19 protein-coding genes are annotated in these 22,029 nt (G+C 63.8%); 7 read left to right on the forward strand and 12 right to left on the reverse strand.

Going from position 1 to position 22,029, the window contains the following annotated elements:
- The 5 genes from RTH46_RS23630 to ligD are packed head-to-tail and all read right to left on the reverse strand — an operon-like array spanning position 1 to position 5,513.
- Complete coding sequence (locus RTH46_RS23630) at positions 1–663, reverse strand: glycosyltransferase (protein ID WP_316906772.1); 663 nt, start codon at positions 661–663, stop codon at positions 1–3.
- Positions 660–1,259 (reverse strand): class I SAM-dependent methyltransferase, encoded by a 600-nt coding sequence (locus tag RTH46_RS23635; RefSeq protein ID WP_316906773.1) that lies wholly within the window; start codon positions 1,257–1,259, stop codon positions 660–662. The genes RTH46_RS23630 and RTH46_RS23635 overlap by 4 nt, the downstream gene beginning before the upstream one ends.
- Entirely contained in the window at positions 1,256–2,026 is a 771-nt protein-coding gene (locus tag RTH46_RS23640; protein WP_316906774.1) for a PIG-L family deacetylase, read from the reverse strand. Before RTH46_RS23640 ends, RTH46_RS23635 begins: the two co-directional genes overlap by 4 nt.
- Positions 2,023–3,045, reverse strand: coding sequence for an acyl-CoA dehydrogenase family protein (locus RTH46_RS23645; protein WP_316906775.1), 1,023 nt, complete (start codon positions 3,043–3,045; stop codon positions 2,023–2,025). Before RTH46_RS23645 ends, RTH46_RS23640 begins: the two co-directional genes overlap by 4 nt.
- Positions 3,045–5,513: a DNA ligase D gene (gene ligD, locus RTH46_RS23650; RefSeq protein WP_316906776.1), complete on the reverse strand. Its 2,469-nt coding sequence runs from the start codon at positions 5,511–5,513 to the stop codon at positions 3,045–3,047. Before ligD ends, RTH46_RS23645 begins: the two co-directional genes overlap by 1 nt.
- Positions 5,514–5,748: 235 nt before the next feature.
- Between ligD and RTH46_RS23655 the strand changes: the two genes are divergently transcribed.
- A complete protein-coding gene (locus RTH46_RS23655; protein WP_153788554.1) occupies positions 5,749–5,979 on the forward strand; it encodes a metallothionein in 231 nt (76 codons plus the stop codon).
- 952 nt (positions 5,980–6,931) lie between these two features.
- Here RTH46_RS23655 and RTH46_RS23660 read toward each other — a convergent pair.
- The 6 genes from RTH46_RS23660 to RTH46_RS23685 all read right to left on the reverse strand — a co-directional run bounded on the left by RTH46_RS23660 (position 6,932) and on the right by RTH46_RS23685 (position 12,251).
- Positions 6,932–7,891, reverse strand: a complete 960-nt coding sequence (locus RTH46_RS23660; RefSeq protein WP_316906777.1) for a lysylphosphatidylglycerol synthase domain-containing protein — start codon at positions 7,889–7,891, stop codon at positions 6,932–6,934.
- Positions 7,891–9,093: a cardiolipin synthase ClsB gene (clsB, locus tag RTH46_RS23665; RefSeq protein ID WP_316906778.1), complete on the reverse strand. Its 1,203-nt coding sequence runs from the start codon at positions 9,091–9,093 to the stop codon at positions 7,891–7,893. Before clsB ends, RTH46_RS23660 begins: the two co-directional genes overlap by 1 nt.
- Positions 9,090–9,863 (reverse strand): endonuclease/exonuclease/phosphatase family protein, encoded by a 774-nt coding sequence (locus RTH46_RS23670; RefSeq protein WP_316906779.1) that lies wholly within the window; start codon positions 9,861–9,863, stop codon positions 9,090–9,092. Before RTH46_RS23670 ends, clsB begins: the two co-directional genes overlap by 4 nt.
- A complete protein-coding gene (locus tag RTH46_RS23675; RefSeq protein WP_256671422.1) occupies positions 9,860–9,991 on the reverse strand; it encodes a hypothetical protein in 132 nt (43 codons plus the stop codon). Before RTH46_RS23675 ends, RTH46_RS23670 begins: the two co-directional genes overlap by 4 nt.
- 228 nt (positions 9,992–10,219) lie before the next feature.
- Positions 10,220–11,128, reverse strand: a complete 909-nt coding sequence (locus RTH46_RS23680; protein WP_153788997.1) for a DUF2167 domain-containing protein — start codon at positions 11,126–11,128, stop codon at positions 10,220–10,222.
- 208 nt (positions 11,129–11,336) lie between these two features.
- Positions 11,337–12,251, reverse strand: a complete 915-nt coding sequence (locus RTH46_RS23685) for a LysR family transcriptional regulator (RefSeq protein ID WP_153787960.1) — start codon at positions 12,249–12,251, stop codon at positions 11,337–11,339.
- A gap of 208 nt (positions 12,252–12,459) precedes the next feature.
- Between RTH46_RS23685 and RTH46_RS23690 the strand changes: the two genes are divergently transcribed.
- Positions 12,460–13,482, forward strand: coding sequence for a zinc-dependent alcohol dehydrogenase family protein (locus tag RTH46_RS23690; protein ID WP_279845635.1), 1,023 nt, complete (start codon positions 12,460–12,462; stop codon positions 13,480–13,482).
- Between the two features lie 383 nt (positions 13,483–13,865).
- Complete coding sequence (locus RTH46_RS23695) at positions 13,866–15,275, forward strand: hypothetical protein (protein ID WP_153787958.1); 1,410 nt, start codon at positions 13,866–13,868, stop codon at positions 15,273–15,275.
- A gap of 187 nt (positions 15,276–15,462) precedes the next feature.
- Here the strand turns inward: RTH46_RS23695 and RTH46_RS23700 are convergent, their stop codons facing one another.
- The gene (locus RTH46_RS23700) at positions 15,463–15,759 is read right to left on the reverse strand and encodes a hypothetical protein (RefSeq protein WP_256671385.1); all 297 of its coding nucleotides are present in this window, start codon (positions 15,757–15,759) and stop codon (positions 15,463–15,465) included.
- A gap of 27 nt (positions 15,760–15,786) precedes the next feature.
- Here RTH46_RS23700 and RTH46_RS23705 point away from each other — a divergent pair, with 27 nt between their 5' ends.
- From RTH46_RS23705 to RTH46_RS23720, 4 genes are all read left to right on the forward strand, one after another.
- A complete protein-coding gene (locus RTH46_RS23705) occupies positions 15,787–17,772 on the forward strand; it encodes a TonB-dependent receptor (protein ID WP_410478597.1) in 1,986 nt (661 codons plus the stop codon).
- A 140-nt stretch (positions 17,773–17,912) separates the two neighbouring features.
- Positions 17,913–18,425: a sigma-70 family RNA polymerase sigma factor gene (locus tag RTH46_RS23710; protein WP_316906780.1), complete on the forward strand. Its 513-nt coding sequence runs from the start codon at positions 17,913–17,915 to the stop codon at positions 18,423–18,425.
- Complete coding sequence (locus RTH46_RS23715; protein ID WP_316906781.1) at positions 18,426–19,400, forward strand: FecR domain-containing protein; 975 nt, start codon at positions 18,426–18,428, stop codon at positions 19,398–19,400.
- A gap of 189 nt (positions 19,401–19,589) precedes the next feature.
- Positions 19,590–22,019 carry a TonB-dependent receptor gene (locus tag RTH46_RS23720; RefSeq protein WP_316906782.1) on the forward strand — a complete coding sequence of 810 codons (2,430 nt, stop codon included), beginning with the start codon at positions 19,590–19,592 and terminating at the stop codon, positions 22,017–22,019.
- The last annotated feature ends 10 nt before the right edge of the window (positions 22,020–22,029 follow it).

A 22,029-nucleotide genomic window follows, 5' to 3' on the forward strand; every position in this document is an offset into this window, starting at 1 on the left:
CTACGGTAGTTGCCCCTCCAGCTCCTGTAGATAATCCCCGAAGCCCTGGTGCGCTCGGCTGTCCCGTCGACTGCTGGTAGCCACGCTATGTGCTGCGGTCCAGACGATCTGCGCACCACTGGCCTCGAGGGCCAGCACCAGTTGCACATCTTCGTGGGCCGGCAATGGCTGGAAGCCGCCGACGCGCTCATAGGCAGTGGTGCACACGCCCAGATTGGCGCCGTGGATATGCCGGTGCCCGTCCTGGGCCTGGTACTGGCTGCGGTACAACTGGCGCAGGGCGGCGCCCTGCCAGGGTTGCCAGCGCTCGATGTGGACCGTGCCGCAGACCGCGTCGGCGTGCCATTGCAGTTGCGATACCAGCCAGTGCCCGGGCACGCGGCTGTCGGCGTCGGTGAAGGCCAGCCACTGGGCGCCACGCTCGATCATCCAGGCCGCGCCCAGGCGCCGGGCGAAGCCGACGTTGCCGGCCTCCAGCTCCAGAATATGCACGCCATGGCGTTGGGCAATGCGCGCACTGGCATCGACGCAGCGATCGAGCACCACCAGCACCTCGACCACCAGGCCCACCGCCTCGGCCTGCGCCACGGCCAGCTTGACGGCGGCCAGGCAGTGCCCGAGGCGGCGGGCCTCGTTGTGGGCCGGAATGATGACGGCGATCATGGGCAGGTCTCGTCCAGGTCCACGACGCTGGGCTGGCATGACCAGTACTCAAGCAGGAAATCCGCCTCCTCGTGGCGCAGCAGTGGGTACAGCGGCAGGTGTAAGGCCAGCAGGGCATGGACCTCGCGGCCCTGCTGCGGGCAACCGGCGATGGGATGGTGCCAGTGGCAGGCCAGCAGGCCGCCGTCATGGTTCAGGCTGGCCACCGATTGCTCGATCACCTGTAGCCAGTCGGTGGGGTCCAGGTAGTAGCCGATCTCGCTGAGCACGATCAGGTCGAACTGCCCACCTGGCCAGTCGCCCGGCAGGAGGCCCTGTTCGACGCGGGCATGGCTCACGCCCGCCAGCCGCTCGCGGGCCAGGGCTACGGCGGTGGCGTCGATGTCCTGACACAGCAGCTCGGCGCAGCGCCCGGCCAGCAGGACGCTCAGTTCGCCGTTGGCGCAGCCCGGCTCAAACACGCGTCCGTAGCATTGTCGCGGCAGGCAGGCCAAGGCCAGGTCGCGCTTGCGTCGTTCGTACCAGCGGGTACGAAAGGCCCAAGGGTCATCGTTGCCGGCATAAAGGTCGGCGAAGTACTGCGCATCGAGACTCATGGCGACTCCATTGACAGGAATACCAGCTCGAAGGGTTGCAGCAGGCAGGTTTGCAGCTGTTCGGGCAGTACCGGGGGATGATCGCCATCGGGTTGCAACTGGCTGGCATGGGCGGCCAAGGCTTCGCGCTTGCGCGCCAGACGCGACTCGTCGAGCGGCAGGCGATGTGCACGGGCCCAGGGCAGGCGCGGGTCGTCGGGCGCGGCCCAGTGCCAGGCCCACACCGGCACCTCGGCCAGCTGCGCGCGGCGCGACTGGGCCGCCCTGGCGCAGGCGCGGCCGGCCGCTTCATGATCACAGTGCCCATCGCCGCGCCAAGTGGTCAGTACCAGGTCGTCGGGTTGCAGCAACTGTTCCAGGTGCGTGACCAGGAAGGCCTCATCGCGGGTCAGGGCGCCGTCCTTGAGGTTAAGCCGGCGCCAATCGACGTGGTTGAGGTCCAAGTCCAGCCGTCGCAGGGCATGGCGGCTTTCCAAGGGGCGCTGGTGGCGCAGGCGGTGTTCGGTCCATTGGCTGGAATGCGGATGGCTGGCCTCGCCGTTGGTGGCGGAAATCAGCACCAGGTCCTGTTCCCGGCCGTGAAAGCAGGCTAACAGGCCACCGGCCATGAGGATCTCATCGTCCGGGTGCGGCGCCAGCAGCACCAACCGTCTGCCGGGCGGGCACAGCTGCGCAGGCGTCAGCCAGGTGGCCCGGGCAAGGTACGCGGACTGTTGCCAGACGCTCCATGGTGTGCCGGTGGCGGCCTGTATCAGGTTCTGGCTCATAGTTGCCATGCTCCTGCTGGCATGCCGGTCAGTTGTCGGCCCAGCTCGGCCAAGTCGCGCTCAGCGTGACTTTGGCGTAGGTATACCGGCAGGTCGGTGCTGAGCCGGGCAAAATGGCTGCTGCGGCAGAATGGCGTGGCGCCCAGTGCCCGACCGACATGCTGGATGACAAGCTCGACCGCCTGTTCGACCTGGGCGCGGGTCCGGCGCACCTCGAAACTGGCATCCTGGCTAGGGTGCCGGTCGATCCAGGCGGCGCATTCTCGAAGGGCGGCGCGTGCCCCGAACAAGGCAGCATCGACCGCGCCCAGATGGGCATCGGCGTGTGGGTCGGGCCGGGGTGTGCGGCAGTGTTCGCGCAGGTAGTCCGCCAGGGCTTCGGCCGCGCCATACCAGCAGGCCGCGATGCCCGCGCCGCCCTGCCAGAAACCTGGGCGGGACAAGTATTCGCCGGGCTCACCGATGGCCTGCCCCGGAGAGTCATCGAACACTATGGTCAAACTGGTCGTGGCGGCCATGCCAAACGCTTGCCAGTGGTCGGCCTGGATGCGCTGGCTGGGATGGGGCCGCTCGATGGCCACCAGTTGAGGCTGGTCGTCTTGCCAGGCGGTCAGTAGCGCACGGTCGATCTGCAACGCCCCCGAACACCAGGCTTTGCGGCCTTGCAGACGAACTCGATCACCGTCCCTGGCAACGATGCGGGTGCGGGCATCCGGTGGCTCGGCAGCCCACACGCCCCAGATCCCTTCGCCGGCGTGATGGGCGACGCCGCATTCGGCAAGGATCGCCAGGGCGTCGGTATGGCCTTCATAGAGTTTGGCCAGGCTGAGATCGCAACCGGCGACCCGCGCCAGGGCCCGCCAGCGGTCAAGAGTCCGCCCGTGGCCGGGCAAGGGGAGCAGGTCGTGGTGTTCACGCTGCAGAGCCTGCAGCAGTTCCCGCAGCAAGGGCTCGAGTTCGAGCGGACGCGAACGGGTAGCGAGCCGGTGTAGCAGCTGATCGAAGGGGGTCGATTCCATCAGGCAATCCCCAGTTGCTTACGCATGCGTAGGGTGATCGATTGGCGGGTCCTGGCCATTTCGGCCCATGGATCGTCCACCTCGGCCAGCCGTGCCTGCAGGTTGCCGATGTTCCATTGGTTGGCGCCCTTGAGCTGGCCCAGTTCTTCCCGCCAGATCGGCACCGATACCGGCAGGCCCTCGCGGGCCCGTAGCGAGTAGGCAGCGACAGTGGTGGCACCCTTGCCGTTGCGCAGGTAGTCGATGAAGATCCGGCCGATCCGGTTCTTCGGGCCGGACACAGCGCTGAGGCGATCGGGGAACAGCCCGGCCATGTGCTTGACCAAGGCATGGCTGAAGTCTTTCACCTCGTCCCAGCCCGCGCGCCGGGTCAGCGGCACGACAAGGTGCATGCCCTTGCCGCCGCTGGTCTTGAGGAACACCTTCAGGCCCAGCTCGTCGAGCAGGGTGAGGGTCAGCTGGGTGGCCTCCAGCATGGACTTCCACGGCAGCGCTGGATCAGGGTCCAGGTCGAGGACGAAGCGGTCGGGCCTGTTAAAGTCCTTGGTTGTGGCATTCCAGGTGTGCAGTTCGAGTGTGTTCATCTGTACTGCGCCCAGCAGGCTGTCGGCGCGGTTGAATACCATGGCCGCCTGGCCGGCCTGGGCCTTGCTGTAGCTGAGCACGTGGGGGATATGCAACTGACCGGCGTTTTTCTGGAAGAACAGCTCGCCGCCCAGGCCATCCGGCGCCCGAACCAGGGCTACTGGCCGATCCTTGAGCTGTGGCAGCAGCCAATCGGCGACCTGAGCGTAGTACTGCGCGACCTGGCGCTTGGTGGCACCTGTGGTGGCGTCGACCACGCGGTCGGGGTGGGTCAGGCGCAGGCTGCCCAGGGCTTCGGGTTTTGTCTGTGCTGCGCGCTTGGCGGGCATGGCCTGCTCCAGGTCGATGGCGGTGGCGGGTTTGTCGTCGCGCAGGCCGTGGAACACCGAGTGGCGCACGATGCCTTCGCGGGTCATCTGGGCATAGGCCACTTCTGCCAGCAGCTGTGGCCTGAGCCAATGCACGCCGCGGGCTTCTGCGCCGGTGGGAGGGTTGGGCAAGGGCGGCTTGGCGGCTTGCAACGGCTTTAGGCGGGCGAGGATGCTGTCCAGAGTGGTGGCGCTGAAGCCGGTGCCGACCTTGCCGGCGTAGCGCAACTGGCCGCTGTCATGGTCGTGCAGGGCCAGCAGCAGGGCGCCGAAGCCGTGGCGGCTGCCCTTGGGGTCGGTGTAGCCGACGATCACGAACTCCTGGCGCTGCTTGCACTTGAGCTTGATCCAGTCGCTGCTGCGTCGGCCCACATAAGGGCTGTCGGCACGTTTGCCTATCAACCCCTCGAGCTCCAGACGGCAGGCGCTGTCGAGCAGCGAGTCGACTGGCTCCGTGAAGTCGGCGGAAAACCTCAGCAGCGGCGAAGCGTTGTCTTCCAGCAACTTGGCCAGAGTGTCGCGACGCGCCTGCAGCGGCAGCTCGCGCAGGTCCTCGCCGCCCAGCCATGGCAAGTCGAACAGGTAATAGGTGATGCGTTCGTCGTGCTCGGTGTCGAATGCGTTCTGCAGGGCCTGGAAGTCGGCCACACCGTTGTCGTCGGCCACCACCATCTCGCCGTCCAGCCATGCTGTGTCTAGCCCCAGCGCCTTGAGTGCCTCGATTTGGCGGGGCATCTTGGCACTCCAGTCGTGGCCATTGCGGGTGAACAGGCGTACGTCGTTGCCGTCGATGCGGGCCAGAGTCCGGTAACCATCGAACTTGACTTCGTAGCGCCAGTCGCCGCTGGGTGGGGAATCGACCAAGGTAGCCAGTTGCGGCTGCAGCACCTTGGGCAAGGCTTTGCTCCCGGCCTTGGGCTTGCGTGTGGAGGTGGTCGCCTTGGCAGGGCGCCGCGGCGGCAGGGTGCGCTCGCTCAGCACGCTGTCTGGCAGGGCTTCGACGATGCTGTAGTCGGTTTCGCTGCGGGCCTGCCTGTCGTGGGACTTGACCAGCATCCACTGCTCTTTCTTGCCGGCCAGGTGGGTGCGAAACAGACTCCACACCCCCGACAGCTTTTCGCCCTGCAGGCGAAAGCGCAGCTTGCCCTTGGCATAGGCTTCACGCGGGTCGCCTTCAGGCTCCCAGACACCCCGGTCCCAGACAATCACGTCGCCTGCGCCGTAGTGCCCTTCGGGGATGCGCCCTTCGAAATCGGCGTAATCCAGCGGGTGATCCTCCACATGCACTGCCAGGCGCCGAACCTTGGGGTCGAGGGAGGGCCCCTTGGGGATTGCCCAGCTTTTGAGGGTACCGTCGAGTTCCAGACGGAAGTCGTAGTGCAGGTGGCTGGCGTCGTGCTTCTGGATGCAGTACTGCAGTGCGTAGGCCGAGCGGTGGCTGGCGCGTCGGCCCGCCGGCTCGGGCGTAGCGTCGAAGTCGCGCTTGCGCTGGTACTCCTGCAGGGGCTTGGCCATGACGGGCTCCGGGATGGTTCGCGGGTCTCAAGATTGGGAGGCGGTGGCAGCGTGTGGAGTTCAAAAAAAGCGAGGGGTGGGGGCTTGCAGAAACTCTGAATCAATTGCCACTGGGGAGAGTCGACCGAATGAAGCCCACAGACGGAGAACGGTCAGGCCCCCATCCGATGACCCAGGACCGCAAATTGAGATCAACGACACCGTGGTGTCCGATGACGACAGGAGAGTACCCCTGATGAACGAGAAACGTTGTTCCTGCAACCACTGTTCCTGCACCGTGGATGCCAATGCCGTGGTCGAGGATGGCAAGGCCTATTGTTGCGAGGCCTGTGCGACGGGCCATCGCAATGGAGAGCCCTGTCGTATGACCGACTGCAAGTGTGGCGAGCTGACTCAGCCGAAGGAGAGCACTGTCGATAATGCGTTGGATGAAACCTTCCCGGCGAGTGATCCTATTTCACCGTAAGTTTCCTCTCTCTCCACGGCCCTTTCGCTGGCATCTTCGGTGAGGGGCCAATTATTTATCACTGTGCGCACCGTTCAATAGCAATTTGCTGATCTTGATCTTGATCTGCTTTTGATCTTGCTTCTAAGCGCGCGATAGTCCAGGCAACACAAATTGCGACTTCAGGAGGCCGAGTGGAGGTGACTGGAGGGCCCTGGTGCGCAGCACCCTTCGGCGTTAGCCGAAGGCGCGAGATGTAGACTTGCGTAGCAAGTCGTAGGCCGCGCGGGCCCGGAAGGCACCGGAGCGAGGGGACCCCGGAGCGCAGCGTAGGGGCCGGATGAATGGAGCGAGGATTTTTTGGTTCCTTTTTGATCCTTCAAAAAGGAACTCGCCGTAAGGGCGAAAAGGTGACTATGCGTCGTCCTCGTAAATGAATGCGCATATAGTTTTCAAAACACACGCTCTCAAAGTCAAAGTCAAAGTCAAAGTCAAAGTCAAAGTCGGTCGGCGTCGGTTCTAATAATTTTAAGTGCATTCATTTGCGATGGCGACGCATAGTCACCTTTTCGCCCTTACGGCGAGTTCCTTTTTGTCGTGGCAAAAAGGAACCAAAAACCGTGCGCTCCATTCATCCGGCCCTCCGCTGCGCTACGGGTCCCTTCGCTCCGGCGTCCTCCGGGCCCGCGCGGCCTCCGACTTGCTGCGCAAGTCTACATCTCGCGCCATCGGCTGACGCCGAAGGGTGCTGCGCACCTGGGCCCTCCAGACGCCTACGCTCAGCCTCCTGAAGTCGCGAAGTTAGGGGCGGCGCCTGGGCTAGCTTTAGCTGTCGCTAGCGGGCTATGGCGCTAAACTCTTGATCGGCAACGGCAACGGCAACGGCAACGGCAACGGCAACGGCAACGGCAACGGCGCAGCGCTGAGCTTGCGTCGTGTGGACGCTGGCGGTCTGCGTGCATCCTTGGGCCCATCAGCGCTTGTCGAGGGCTGGCCCGGCCTGTCGGCGCAAGGCCTTGGCGCGCTTTTCGAGGATCAGGTAGGCGACCACCGCCAACATCAGCGGGATCAGGTAGTACAAGGTTCGATAGCCCAGCAGCGCGGCAACCAGCGTGCCCTGGCCGAGCTGGCCGTGGAGCAGAGCGAGGAATACGGCCTCCAGCACGCCGAGCCCTGCGGGAATATGAGCGACCACGCCCGCCACGCAGCTGATCAGCAGTACGCCCAGCACCGAGGGATAGAACAGCTCGGGTGGCAGCAGCAGGTGGATCAACGCTGCCATCAACGCCCAGTTGCTTGCACCCAAGGCCACCTGGCACAACGCCAGGCGCAGGCTCGGCAGGGTGACCTCATGCCCGCGCAGGTCCCAGTTCCGCCGCTTGGCGAAGGCACAAGCTAACAGGTAAGCCAACGCCACCACCACCATCAGCACGCCGATTAGGCGCAGGCCACCGGCACCCACCGCCCAGCTTTCCGGCAGCTTGACCATGCCAAGGGCGAACACCGTGCCGGCCAGCAGCAAGTAGCCCATCCAGTTGGTCAACAGACCCAGAGTGAGGATGCGGGTGATGGTCGGGGTATCCAGGCCCAGCCTGCTATACAGGCGATAGCGCAGGGCGACGCCGCCGACCCAGGTGGTGAAATTGAGATTGAACGCATAGCAGACGAACGCCACCGGCAACACCTGGCGAGCTGGCAGTTGATGGCCGGTGTAGGCGCGTGCGAGCAGGTCGTAGCTGGCGAACACCAGGTAGCTGCACAGCGCCAGCAGCAACCCGAGGGCCAGGGTCGAGGGTCGGTAGGCCAGCAGCGACTGGCGGACCTCGTTCCAGTCCAGGTTACGCGCCAGGGTGAACAGCAGTACCGGGATCAACACCAGCAACAGCACGGTCAGCAGACGTTTGCCCCAGGTCTTCCAGCTTGGCGTGGCCATCAGGTCTTGCCCCCGTGACAGTCAACCGGAGCCTCGTTGTCCGCTTGCACTGACTGCAGGCGCTGCCGGTGCGCCGGGAACCAGCCGGCGATACGCGGGAAGTAGCGGGTGATGTGGAAGCCCAGGAAGATCAACGGTGCGCGCCACCAGTAGCCGCGTACCATGCGTTCCAGCGTCACGACTTTGCAGTGCTCGCGGGTCAGTTCGCTCAAGTGCTGGTACAGATGTTCGTTGAACGCACGGTCGCGAATCAGCAGGTTGGCCTCGAGATTGAACGACAGGCTCAGCGGGTCGAGGTTGCTCGAGCCCACGGTGGACCAGTCGTCGTCCACCAACGCCACCTTGCCGTGCAGCGGACGCTGGCAGTACTCGTGGATGCGCACGTTGTCGCGCAGCAGGTAGTTGTAAAGCAGCCGCGAAAGCGCGCGTACCCAACGCATGTCCGGTTGCCCCTGGAGGATCAGGGTTACCTCGAGCCCGCGCCGGGCGGCGTTACGCAGTTCGCGCAGCAGGCGGTAGCCGGGGAAGAAGTAAGCGTTGGCGACTACGATGCGTTGCCTGGCATCGCGGAAGGCTTGCAGGTAACAGACCTCGATATCGTTGCGATGACGGCTGTTGTCGCGCTCCACCAGCAGGGCGCTGGCCGGGCCTGCAGCGATGCAGGCCGGCTGGACCCGGCTGGCAGCATCCAGCACCGGTGCGAGCATGCGGCAGGAGGAAGCGTGCACCTGGGCCACCACCGGCCCGACGACCTCCACTGCATAGTCCTGCTTGGCCTGCGGCCCGAAGTCGCCAAGGTGGTCGGCGCTGTAGTTGATGCCGCCGATGAACGCGCGTTGTCCGTCGATCACCAGGATCTTGCGGTGCAGGCGGCGGAACAGGTTGGTGCGCATGCCGGCCAGCCGTGGCTGCGGATCGAACGAATGGAAACGCACTCCGGCTTCGGTCATCGAGGCGATGAAATCGTCGGGCAGGTCGGCGGTGCCGTAGCCGTCCACCGCCACCTCGACCCGTACCCCGCGCCGCGCGGCGTCGATCAGGGCTTGCCGCAAGGGTTGGCCGACCTTGTCGTCGTAGATGATGAAGGTTTCCAGAAGGATCTCCTCGCGTGCCTGGGCCATGGCCTGGAACACGCGCGGGTAGTATTGCTCGCCGTTGATTAACAGTTCGACGTGGTTGCCGTCGCTCCAAGGCTGCCTCATAGCGTCACCTGCGCAACCAGCGGGGCATGGTCGGAGAGGTGTGACCATGGGTATCTGGACAACACCTGGGCTTCACAGGCCTGTGCATTGCGCAGGTAGATGCGGTCCAGGCGCAACAGCGGCAGGCGGGCGGGAAAGCTGCGCGCCGGCTTGCCGAAGGCTTCGAGCAGAGGGCCCGACAGCCGCGCATCCGCTTTCAGGCGCCAGTCGTTGAAATCGCCGGCGACGATGACCGGCTGATCCGGCGGCAGGTTGTCGAGCAACCCCAGCAGCAGGCTAACCTGGCGTTGGCGATGGTCTTCGCGCAGCCCCAGGTGCACACAGATCGCGTGCACCTGCTCATGGCCGGGCACTTCGAGCAGGCAGTGCAGCAGACCGCGTTCCTCGTTGCCGTGGATCGACACGTCGAGATTGTCATGGGCGCGGATCGGAAACTTGGACAGCAGGGCGTTGCCATGGTCGCCATGGGGGTAGACCGCGTTGCGCCCGTAGGCGAACTGCGGCCACATGCTGTCGGCGAGGAATTCATATTGAGGTGCCGTCGGCCAGGTCGGATGGCGCTCGGCATGCCGTTGGTGGCTGCCATGCACCTCCTGCAGGAACACCAGGTCGGCCCCGGTTGTGCGTACCGCCTCGCGCAACTCCGGCAGGATGAAGCGGCGGTTGAACAGGGTGAAGCCCTTATGCACGTTGAGGGTCAGCACCGTCAGGCGGTGCACGGCGGTCACCTTGTCGATGATGCAGCGGGGGGCAGGCAGGGTCCCATTCATAGCGGCTCCTGCGGCTCGACTTCAGGCTCGGTCACCCACTCGTCTTCCTGGCGCAGCCCGTTGGGGTAGAAGTCCTTGCGCCATGGGTCATAGCGCCAATCGGCAACTGCAATGCGGATCTTGTTCACGCGAGCCCCCTGCGTTCGTGTACTCATCAGTAGCGACCGGCAGCGGGGCGGGAGGGTTCAGCAGGATTGACGAGTGGCGCGGGTGAACGGCAGCGCGCACCTCTGCAGGCACGCGCCTTGTCAGCCTCTGTCAGAATTGTGCCCTGAACGGCATTGATGCCTGGAAGGATTCAGTAGGCACCTTCGTTTCAGGAGATGGCCCACCAGCAAGGGTGAGCCAGGTTTGAATCAGGATTGTTTGCGCTTGAACAGCTTGCCGAAGAAGCCGGCGATGGCCACCAAGCCCAGGATGATGAACTTCTTGAACGCCAGCAAGGCAACACCGATCTTGGCGAACAGGCCCGCCTTGGCGGCGACGCCACCGGCGACCAGGGCGGCCAGTCCGTATGGCGCCAGCTTGTCGGTCTTGGCGTCGTAATCGGCGTAGCGGTTGCCGTCGGTGAAGTTGGTGAAGGCGAGGATCTTTGGCGTTTCCTGCTTGATTGTCTGCAGATCGGCCATAGCCGCCACGGCATTGAGCTCCAGCACGCCTTCGCGGCCCAGCACGCGGATGCTGTAGTTCAGAGTGGTCTGGTCGGCGTCTTCGGCCTTCAACTCTCGCGCCCAGTACATCTTGTGGGTAGCCTGATCGTAGCTCGGTGGTTCGGCCCAGCCCAACAGTGTCAGGCCGGCATAGCCTTGCTTGTGACGCTCCTTGTTGTCTTCCTCGTCATCGGCCTTCATCTGCTCGAGCAGGTCGGCGTAGTCGATCTTGGCTGCGTCATCGTCGGAAATGTGGCCGTCGTTCTTGTAGCTGATGATCACGCCCCAGCCGTTTTCCGCCAGTGGATTGACGGCGGTCGGGATGATCATGCCGAGGGTCTTGAAGCCCGGTGGGTTGCCCCAGCCTTCGGTCAGCAGGCGCTCGCTGTCGTCTGGCGACAGGTAGTAGAACTCGTTGTTGAGTTGCAGGCTGGCGATACCGCCGGGCAGGGTGATGTTGCCGTGCTGTTGCTTGAGCGTGGCCAGCCACTGTTCGGCGGTCTGGTGCGGTTGTTCGCTGGCGGTTGGCGTAGACGCGGGAGTGCTGGCGGCAATGGCGGGCAAAGTAGTTGCGCAGAGCAACACTGCCGCCAACAACTGGCGCAGGTGTTTCATCGTAGTCCCTTACAATTTGAAATAATTTGGCCGCGCAGGATAACTGAAAGAGCTGGCTAATCGCCAGAATCTCGTTTCCTTGTCTACCTTTCGATGCCAACGGGACACCCTTGCGCGTCCTCCTTTCTGGCGGTCAAGCCAGTGACATCCTCTGTGCCCAGCCTCTGCCTGGGCGCAGTCAGCATTCCGTCAAGCCAACGCGAAGCCCTTAAAGACTGTCAGGATCGCCGAAGAACATCTGTATCCGCGACCTGAGCCAGCGTTCCGCCGGGTCATTGTCCTGCGCCCCTCGCCAAGCCATATGCAACTCGAAACTGCGCACGTCCAGCGGCAGGTCCTCAGCCCGCAGCCCGCCCGCGGCGGTGAGTGCATCCGCGGTGTAGTCCGGCACCGTGGCGACGATATCGGTCCCCGCCAGCAAACTCCCAAGGCCATTGAACTGCGGCACCGCCAGCACCACATGGCGTTTGCGGCCGATTTCGTCCAGTGCTTCATCGATGAAACCGGACAAGTCGCCGGCAAACGACACCAACGCATGGGGCCGGGCGCAGAAGTCATCCAGGGTGATGCTGCCGGGCATGCTATCGGCGCGCAGCAGCTTGGGCATGCTGCGGCGCAGCACCTTGCGCTTGGCGTTGGCCGGCAGGTCGCTGGTGTAGCTCACGCCCACCGAGATTTCCCCCGAAGCCAGCAACGTTGGCATGAGCAGGTAATTGACCCTGCGAACAACCAGGACAATGCCCGGGGCCTCGGCGCGGATACGCTTGAGCAGTTGCGGCAGCAGGGCGAACTCGGCGTCGTCGGACAGGCCGATGCGGAACACCGCGTTGCTGGTGGCCGGGTCGAATTCGGCGGCGCGGCTGACCGCAGTGGAGATCGAGTCCAGGGCTGGCGAGAGCAGGGCGAAGATCTCGTGGGCGCGGGCCGACGGCTCCATGCTGCGGCCGGTGCGCACGAACAGCGGGTCGTCGAACAGGCTGCGCAGGCGCGACAGCGCGGCGCTGATGGCCGGCTGGCCGAGGAACAGCTTTTCGGCGGCGCGGGTCACGCTGCGTTCGTGCATCAGGGTTTCGAACACGATCAGCAGGTTGAGGTCTACGCGACGCAAGTCGTTACGATTCATTCGATGCGGCTCGCCAGTCAGTGGGGCAGGGGTGAATCTTAAGGCCAAAGGCTGTTACCCTGCACCGATTTGTGGGAGCCAATGCGCAGATTTGCCTGGGGCCCAATCAATGACAGGCATGTCGACTATTAACGGCCACTGATGGCCCAAAGCGCAAAGCCCGGATAAAGTCCGTGGTAATACGAGATTCACACAGGCGAGGTATGCGATGTCCCGCATGATCCGTTTCCACAAGTTCGGCCAGGCCGATGTGCTCCTTTGCGAGGAGCAGGCCGAACCGTCCCCGGCAGCCGGCGAGGTGCAGGTGCGCGTCGAGGCGATCGGCATCAGTTGGTACGACGTGCTCTGGCGGCAGAACCTGGCACCTTCCCAGGCGCGCCTGCCAGCCGGCATCGGCCATGAAATGGCCGGTGTGGTCATGGCGGTTGGCGAAGGGGTGGACGACATTGCAGTGGGCGACCGGGTCGCCAGCTTCCCGGCCACCAGCCCCAATGATCACCCTGTCTATGGTGATGTGATCGTGCTGCCGCGCAGCGCCATCACCCGTTACCCCGATGTGCTGACCCCGATCGAAGCCAGCGTGCACTACACGCCGCTGCTGATCGCGTATTTCGCCTATGTCGACCTGGCCCGGGCCAAGGCCGGGCAGACCGCGCTGGTCACCGATGCCAGTCACTGTGCAGGGCCGGCTTTCGTGCAACTGGGCAAGGCCCTGGGGCTGAAGGTGTTCGCCGCCACCAAGGAGCCCGAGCAGCGTGAATACCTGCTCGGTCTGGGGGCGGACAAGGTGATCGTCACCGAAGAGCAAGACTTGGTCCTGCAGATCGGCAAGTACACCAATGGCCGTGGCGTGGATATGGTCCTCGACGGTATGGGCGGGCCGCAGATGTCGCTGCTCGGCGACGTGCTGGCACCGCGCGGCAGCCTGGTACTGTATGGCCTGCAGGGTGGCAACCAGACGCCGTTCCCGGCTTGCGCGGCGTTCCAGAAGAACATCCAGTTCCATGTGCACTGCATCGGCAACTTCACTGGCAAGCCGGAGCTGGGCATCGCCCAGGACCAAGTCGCCCTGCAGCGTGCGTTGCGCGACATCAACCAGTTCACCGCCGACCAACTGCTGACCCCGCAGATCATCAAGGTGTATCCGTTCGACCAGGTGGTCGCTGCCCATCGCCATATGGACGAATGTCCGTGTGGTGGGCGTGTGGTGTTGGATATGGCGGTGAGCTGATCATCAGCGACTGCTGCCATTATGAAAAAGCCCGAGCAATGTCTCGGGCTTTTTTTCGGATGCGTCCTACGGAGATATAAGATAATTTGCACAAAGCGTAGTGGATGTTGCGAGTTAGCCCACTGCAACTTCAATAAAGTGTTCTTTGCCCGGGTTATTCATGATTTTTATGTCTCGGCTTGTCAGCATGTTTGTGTCGGGCCAATGACCGCGACCACAGGGCGCATTGGCACTGGCCCATGGCCTGTCCAGCGATAATCACCGAGGTATTAATCCTCTATTGTCTTTCCTGTTTTTAGGAAATTTCCTTCAAGATCGGGGTTTTATTCATCTGCCAAACTCTGCTTTTGGATCTGATCCGATCAGAAAGATGGAGTGATTACATGAACAATACCCATGACCAGGCCATGCACTATGTATATCAACAAGTATTGCAACGTATCTTCGAGCATTTGAATCAGGCGCAGCGCGCTTCCATTGCGCTATTGATGCAACGGTTGCTGGTGATCGCTGGCGGCCATGCGCAGATCGCTGATCTGCGTCTGGTGCTGTTACACGGTGGCGACCAGCGCAGCGCCCATTTGCTCGCCTACCTGCGCGCGGCGCAATTGAGCATCGCTGTTCGCCATCATGCAACCTTCCGCCTGCGTGTGCTCATTGCCAGGTCGCCCGGGCTGGATCGCGCGACGCTGGCCAGCCATGAGCGCTGCTTCAGTGCCTTGTTCCTGCATGACGACCCACGGGTGGAGTTGCTGCTCAGCGACGGTGAGCGGCTGGCGCCATTCATTACCGGCGAACCCAGTGGCGGCGGGCAGTTGGGCGATGTCGGCAAGGCCTGGCTGCTATTCGGTCATCTGTGTGGCGGGCAGCCCGATGCATTGCTCGGGGGGCAGGCTTATTTGATGCTGGCAGAAGGGCTGAACCAGGCGCTGACCGTTGCCGATCCAGAGGGTGGCGTCGATGCCTTGGTCACGGTGGTACCGGCCGGGCAGCGCCGTCGTTTGCTGGCCTGGGCCCGGCGCTGCCTGAGCCAGGCCAGCGATGCTTCACCACCGGCGCTGCCCCAGTGTGCACGGGTGCTGACGCAGCACCTGGCACAACTGCGCTACAGGCTGGACGAGCCTGCGCCGTCAGTGCAGGTTGCACCGCTACCCCAGGCTGTACGCCCCCTGCATGTGGTCGCGGTGGATGACCTGCTGCAGATGGACGAGGTGGCCTCACTCGAGCACATGCTGGGCCGTCGGGAGGTGCTGCCGTGTCAACTGCAGGGGCCGGCGGGCCTGTTTGATCCGCTGGCGCTGGCGCATCTGCATGGGTTGCATGGGCAGTATGTGAACCTGCTTGGCTATCGCGAGGGCGTACAGGGGTTGCTGCAGCGCCTGGGCCAGAGTCAGTTGGCTTGGCCTGAGGAGTACGGCTTGCAGGCGCAGGCCAGCTTTGCCCAAGCCTATGGGGTGACCGAAGAGCAACTGGTCTGCCTGCTGCTCACGCCGTTCGAGGCGCGGGGGCGCAACCTCGAGCGTTATGTGCAACGTTGTCACCCACGCATGCGGGTGGCGTTGCCTTACCTGCACCGGGCGTTGCAGGGGCGCCCTTGCCCGGCGGCGGTAAGCCGATGGCTGGTGGATGTCAGCGGGTTGGAACTGGAGCATCTGCGGGCGCTGTACACCGGTACGCTGCCTGCGCAGGTGAGCCTGCAGGCCCAGGTGCTGGCGCGGCGTGACCTATGGTTGCGGATGTTGCTGCGCCAGGAGCAGGCGCAGGTTGACCCACAGCGCCAGCGTCATGGCTGACCGCGGTGCTCAGGGCCTGGGCAAGAGCTTGTGCGGCATGAACTGACGGGCCGGCGAGAACAGTCGGTTGAATGTCAGCAGTACCGCGCAAACCGTGCCGAGCGTTGACCGAACCGGCGGCAAGGCAATGAAAGCCTTGCCGCTACTGCGCTGACATGTGGCGATAAGTGTTACCAAATATATGTAACTAAACATATGTAACTTGATTTGTGACATATAAAGTTACTTGGCGTAAATTTTGTAAATGAACTTTGTTCAATAAAACATCGCAAATAGGATTGCGCATCATTTCATAGGTGATGGCAATCAAATGGCAAGCACTCCAACAACAACCCGCAGCGCGCAATCTCCACATCTTTACACTGCCCTTGGCCTTGCCCTGGCGTCCTGTTCGACCGCAAGCCTGGCGCAAACCGCCGATGCCGGTAAAAACAAGTCGGGCTCGATCCTTGAACTGGACGCGACCGATGTAAAAGGTGTTCATCAGGCCGAGACTTTCAAAGTGGATGAAATGTCTTCACCGAAGTTCACCGCACCGCTGCGCGAAGTGCCCAAGTCCATCACCATCATCAACGAAGCCTTGATCAAGGAGCGCGGCGCCACCTCGCTGACCGACGTACTGCGTACCACCCCAGGCATTACCCTGGGCGCGGGCGAGGGCGGCACGCCACTGGGCGACCGGCCGTTCATCCGCGGCTTCGAAGCCAGTACCGATATCCAGATCGACGGCCTGCGCGACCTTGGCCGCATGTCCCACGAGGCGTTCAACGTGGAGTCGGTCGAGATCGTCAAGGGCCCGGGCTCGGCCTACAACGGCAGGGGCTCCACGGGTGGCTCGATCAACCTCGTGAGCAAGGCCGCAAAGGCCGAAGACTTCATCGCCGGCAGCGTCACGCTGGGTACCGACCAACTGTGGCGCAATACCCTGGACATCAACCAGTACCTGCCCGAGCAGGACCTGGCGTTTCGCCTGAACGCCATGAAGCACGAAGCCGATACCCCCGGCCGCGATGACGTCGAGGTCAAGCGCTGGGGCATCGCCCCGACCATTACCTGGGGCCTGCAGGGGCCGACTCGGGTCACGGCCAGCTACTATCACCTGGAAACCGATGACATTCCCGACCAGGGCCACCCGATTTCGTTGATCACCAACAAACCTGCGGATGTCGACCGGGACAACTTCTACGGGTTGGTTGACCGTGATTTCCGCAAGACTTCCGCCGACCTGGCCACCCTGCTGATCGAACATGAGTTCACCCCTGAGCTGACCGTGCGCAACACCCTGCGCGGCGGGCGCAGCATGCAGAACTACGTGATGAGCCGCCCGGTGTTCGCCAACGTCGCGCAGGAACGCAACGGCCTGGTAGGTCGGGGGTTCCGGCCTCGCAACGTGGTCAACACCTCGGTGCTCAACCAGACCGACCTGTTCGGCACCTTCCACACCGGCGGCATCAAGCACAGCTATTCCGCCGGCCTGGAAGTCAGCCGCGAGACCATTACCGACAAGGACAAGCACGCTGGCAACAATGGCCGCCCGGGTAACCTGTACAACCCCAACCCGCACGACGGTGGCTGGACCTTGCTGCCGGGTACCGGGGAGGTCACCAGCAAGTACCAGACCGAGGTCAAGTCGCTTTACGCCTTCGACACCCTCGAGCTGCATGAACAGTGGGACCTGAACCTGGGGCTGCGCTACGACGACTACGACGTCAAGAACCGGGTCGAGGGCGGCGCCTCGTCGTCGAGCGAGCTGTGGAACTACCAGGTGGGCGTGGTGTTCAAGCCAATGCCCAACGGCAGCATCTACCTGTCCTACGGCACCTCGTCCAACCCATCGGGCGAGAACACTCAGTCCGGCGGCGCCGACGGTGCCGGGGCCGGCAACCTCAATGGCAACAAGGCCAACCTCGACCCGGAAAAGTCGCGCAGCGTCGAACTGGGGACCAAGTGGGATGTGTTCAACGAACAGCTGTCGCTGACCGCCGCGGTGTTCCGCACCGAGAAAACCAATGCTCGGGTGACCGACCCGATCAGCGGGCTGGTGGCCCTGGACGGCGACCAACGCGTGACCGGCATCGAGTTCGGCGTGACCGGCCGCATTACCGACGCCTGGGCGATCTGGGGCGGCTACACCTACCTGGATGCCGAAGTGGTGAAATCGGGCGGCGATGGCAGCAACGACGGCAACCGCTCCAAGTTCATCGCGCCGAACAGTTTCAGCCTGTGGTCGTCCTATGACCTGACCGACCGCTGGACCGTGGGCGCCGGGGCCAACTACATGGACCAGCGCTACATGAACGATGCCAACACCGTCAGCATCGATGACTACTGGCGCTACGACGCGATGGTGGCCTACAAGGTCAACAAGAACCTCGACCTGCAACTCAACCTGCTCAACCTGACCGACGAGACCATCTACGATGCCTCGCACGTCGGGCTGTTCGCCACGGTCGCACCAGGGCGTTCGGCGGAGCTCACGGCCAACTTCAGGCTCTGACCTGGGCTGCGTCGGCAGCGATCACCGCAAGGCGCCCGGTTGCAATCAACCGGGCGCCTTTCGTGTTCGGGCCTTGCCTTGCGGTCGGGGTGTAACTTAGCATTGCTAACAATTCTCAGTTACACAAAAAGAATCGCCCCATGAGCGAAGCCCAGGCTGTGCAAAACCCTCGACTATCTGCTGTCGAAGCGCTCTACAGCGCCCATCACGGATGGTTGTACAACCGCTTGCGGCGGCGCCTGGGCAACGCAATGGATGCGGCTGACCTGGCACATGACACCTTCGCGCGCATCCTGGCGTCGAAGGTCACGGTGTTCAACGAGCCCCGCGCCTATCTGAATTGCGTCGCCGGTGGCATCCTCGCCAACTGGTGCAAGCGCAAGTCGCTGGAGCGTGCCTACCTGGCGGCGCTGGAGCAGTTGCCGGGCCCCGAGGCGCCGTCGCCGGAAACCCGCTTGCTGATCCTGGAAACCCTGCATGAAATCGATGCGATGCTCGACAGCTTGCCGGCACTGGTCCGGCGGGCGTTCCTACTGTCGCAGTTGGCCGGGATGAAGTACGAAGACATCGCCGAGCAGCTCGGCGTCTCGCTGATCACCGTCAAGCGCTACATGAAACAGGCGTTTCTCCAATGCCTGAAGCTGGTTGACTGAGTGAGCGTCGAACACCCCCACGTTGAGCCTGACCCCGAAGCCCTGGCGGAGGCCGCCGAGTGGCTGATGTGCCTGAGCGACAGCGAGGTCACGGCAGAGCAGAAAGCTGAATGGGCGGCCTGGCGTAACAGCAGCGCCGGGCGTGCACAGGCCTGGGCGCGTGCCGAACTGCTGATGGGCAAGCTGGGTGGCTTGCCGCCGGCACTGTCGCTGTCGGCGCTGGATCGTCCAAGCGATCCGGGCCGGCGCCGGGCGATCACCCGCCTGGCAGTCCTGCTGGCCCTGGCGCCTGCAAGCTGGGCAGGTTGGCGGATGTACGGGCAAGGATGGGCAGCGGACTATCGCTCGGCGGTTGGCCAGCGCCGCGATGTCACCCTTGCCGACGGTACCCAGTTGATCCTCAACACCGACTCTGCGATTGACGTGCGCTTCGATGCCAACGAGCGTTTTATCCGTCTGTACCGTGGGGAGATCATGGTGCAGACCGCGCCGGATATCGTCGTCCCGGCGCGCCCGCTGCGGGTAGGGACCGGGGAAGGGGTGATGCAGGCTTTGGGCACACGCTTCAGCGTGCGAGAACGCGAAGGGCGCACCTATCTTGCGGTGCTCGAAGGGGCTGTGCGGGTGCAGCCCGCCAGCGCCGGACAGGCGCGGGGCCGGGTCGTGGCGGCTGGCGAGCAGGCCGATTTCGATGGCCAGGCCGTCGGCCCTAGCCAGGTGCTGGACAGCGCCAGCACGCTCTGGACCCAGGGCATGCTGCTGGCGGACAACATGCGGTTGGACGAGCTGCTGGGTGAATTGGCGCGTTACCAGCGTGGGTTCATCCGCTGTGATCGGCAGATCGCAGGCCTGCGGGTGTCGGGTGCGTTTCCGATCAGTGACAGGGGCCGCACGTTGGGGATGTTGCAGGCGACTTATGGGCTGGCGGTCGAGGAGCGCATGGGCGGGTACTGGACGCTGGTTTCTGCGGGGTAGGGCGGTGGGGCTGCAAGGTGTTCGCCGTTAGATGTTCTGCGCCTGTCCTACCCATGGGCCTCAGCAACATAGGGAATGTGCCTCAAACCACCCCACAAAATTATTTCACCCCAAGCTGATACTTTTCCCGATCTCGATTGGCAACAGGAGCGAACCCTCTCCTTATCCGGTCACAAGGACCCTCCTGTCATGCCTGTTGCAAGCCGTCCCCACGCCGAGCGTGCGCTCGCCACCGCAGTCCGTAACGCCCTGTTGAGCCTGGCCCTGGTGGCCGGCGCCGCAGGCACCCAGGTGGCACTCGCGCAGCCCGAAAGCACCGTGGCCACCCAGACCTACGCCATCAGCCCCGGCCCGTTGGGCCGCGTGCTGTCCAGCTTTGCCGTGGCCTCGGGGATCGCCTTGTCTTTCGAACCGACGCTGACCGACGGCTTACACAGCGCAGGCCTCAATGGCAGCTACTCGCTACAGGACGGTGCCGCCCGCTTGCTGGCCGGCAGCGGCCTTGAGCTGGTGGCTCTCGGCAACGGCAACTTCACCCTGGTCAAGCTGGCGCAGCAGGGCGATGGGCTGACGCTCGCCGCCACCAACATCGAAGCCAGCAGCCTGCGCCACGACAGCTTGCCGGAGGCCTTTGCCGGCGGCCAGGTGGCCCGCGGCGGGCGGCTGGGGATGCTGGGCAACAAGGACGTGATGGACACCCCCTTCAGCGTTACCAGCTACACCGCCAAGACCCTGGCCGACCTGCAGACGGTGACCGTGGCCGATGCCCTGGAGCGCGACCCGTCGGTGCGCTCCACCGGGCAGACCGGCGGCATTGTCGACTCGTTCTTCATCCGTGGCTTTCCGGTGGGCGAGGGCAACCTGGGTGAGCTGGCCTTTGATGGTGTCTACGGCGTTGCGCCCAACTACCGGGTATTCACCGAGTACGCCGAACGCGTCGAGGTGCTCAAGGGGCCCGGCGCGCTGATGTATGGCATCTCGCCCAACAGCGGTGTCGGCGGCGTGATCAACATCGTGCCCAAGCGCGCCCTGGCCGAGGACCTGACGCGCTTCACCGCCAGCTACAGCTCGGACAGCCAGGCCGGCGGCCACCTCGACATCAGCCGCCGCTTCGGCGAGGACAAACAGTGGGGCGTGCGTTTCAACGGCAGCCTTGCCCAGGGTGACACCGCCATCGACAACCAGCAGCGGGCCCTGGATATCGGCGCCATTGCCCTGGACTACAAAGGCGAGCGGCTGCGCCTGAACCTCGATTTCATCAGCCAGAAAGAAAAATGGGATGCCGCCTCGCGGCCCTTCACCGTGGCACCGGGCATCGATGTGCCGTCGGCCGCCAACGGCCGTACCAACCTGCCTCAGGATTGGGGTTGGTCCAACACCCGTGAGCAATCCGCGTTGCTCGGCGGCGAGTACGACCTGAATGATTCCTTGACGGTGTTTGCCCATGTCGGCGGCGGCAAGGCCGATGTAGAACGCATGTCCGATCAGGTGCCGAGAATCCTCAATGCGGCCGGCGATACCAGCAATATCCCCGGTTACTACAAGTTCAACGTCGACCGCTCCACCGCTGATGTGGGCCTGCGCAGCCTGTTCGAAACGGGCCCGGTCAACCACACGGTGACGGTCATGGCCACCCGTTACCAGGACGAGATGTCCCGCGGCATCAACAACGGCACGGCGATCCTGTCGAACATCTACCACCCGGTCGATGTGCCCAAGCAGCACATCAATGCACCGAAGGTATTGCGCATTTCCGAGTCCGAGCTGACCGGCCTGGCCGTGACCGACACCTTGGCAGTGCTCGATGACCGGCTGCAGCTGACCCTGGGCGTGCGTCGACAGGACATCGAATCGCGTAACTACAACGCGGCCGGCGCAGTGTCGTCGCGCTACGACGACAGCGCCACCACGCCCGTGGTCGGGGTGGTGGTCAAGCCGTGGGAGAACGTCTCGTTCTACTACAACTACGTCGAGGGGCTGAGCAAGGGCGACATCGCGCCGGCCACGGCCGCCAACGCCGGTGAAGCCTTCGCGCCCTACACCAGCAAGCAGCATGAGTTGGGCGTGAAGTTCGAACGCGACAGCTTCATGACCACCCTGGCGCTGTTCCAGATCGAGAAACCCAGCGGCGAGCTGGGTGCCGGCAACCAGTTCTCGGTACAGGCAGAACAGCGTAACCGTGGCGTCGAGCTGAGCATGTTCGGCGAAGTCAGCCCGGGCGTGCGCCTGATGGGCGGCGTGACCGCGATGGACGGCAAGCTGACCGACTCGGCCACCGCCGCCAACAAAGGCAACAAGCCGGTGGGCGTGCCTGAACTGCAGGCCAACCTGTGGGGCGAGTGGGATACACCCTGGCTGTCAGGCTTCACCCTGACCGGTGGCACGATCTACACCGCCAACCAGTACATCAACCAGGCCAACACCCAGGAGCTCGACGCCTGGACCCGCTTCGATGTCGGCGGCCGCTACACCACCCGTATCGGCGGGCACCCGACGACGTTCCGGGCGACGGTGCAAAACGTGTTCGACCGTGAATACTGGTCCGGCGTGGCGTCCTATGGCGCGATCTCGCCCGGTTACCCGCGCACCCTGCAGCTGTCTGCCACGGTGGATTTCTAACCCCACGGCG

The sequence above is a fragment of the Pseudomonas sp. zfem004 genome, from assembly GCF_032621715.1.
In the GTDB taxonomy this organism is placed as follows: Bacteria; Pseudomonadota; Gammaproteobacteria; order Pseudomonadales; family Pseudomonadaceae; genus Aquipseudomonas; species Aquipseudomonas sichuanensis.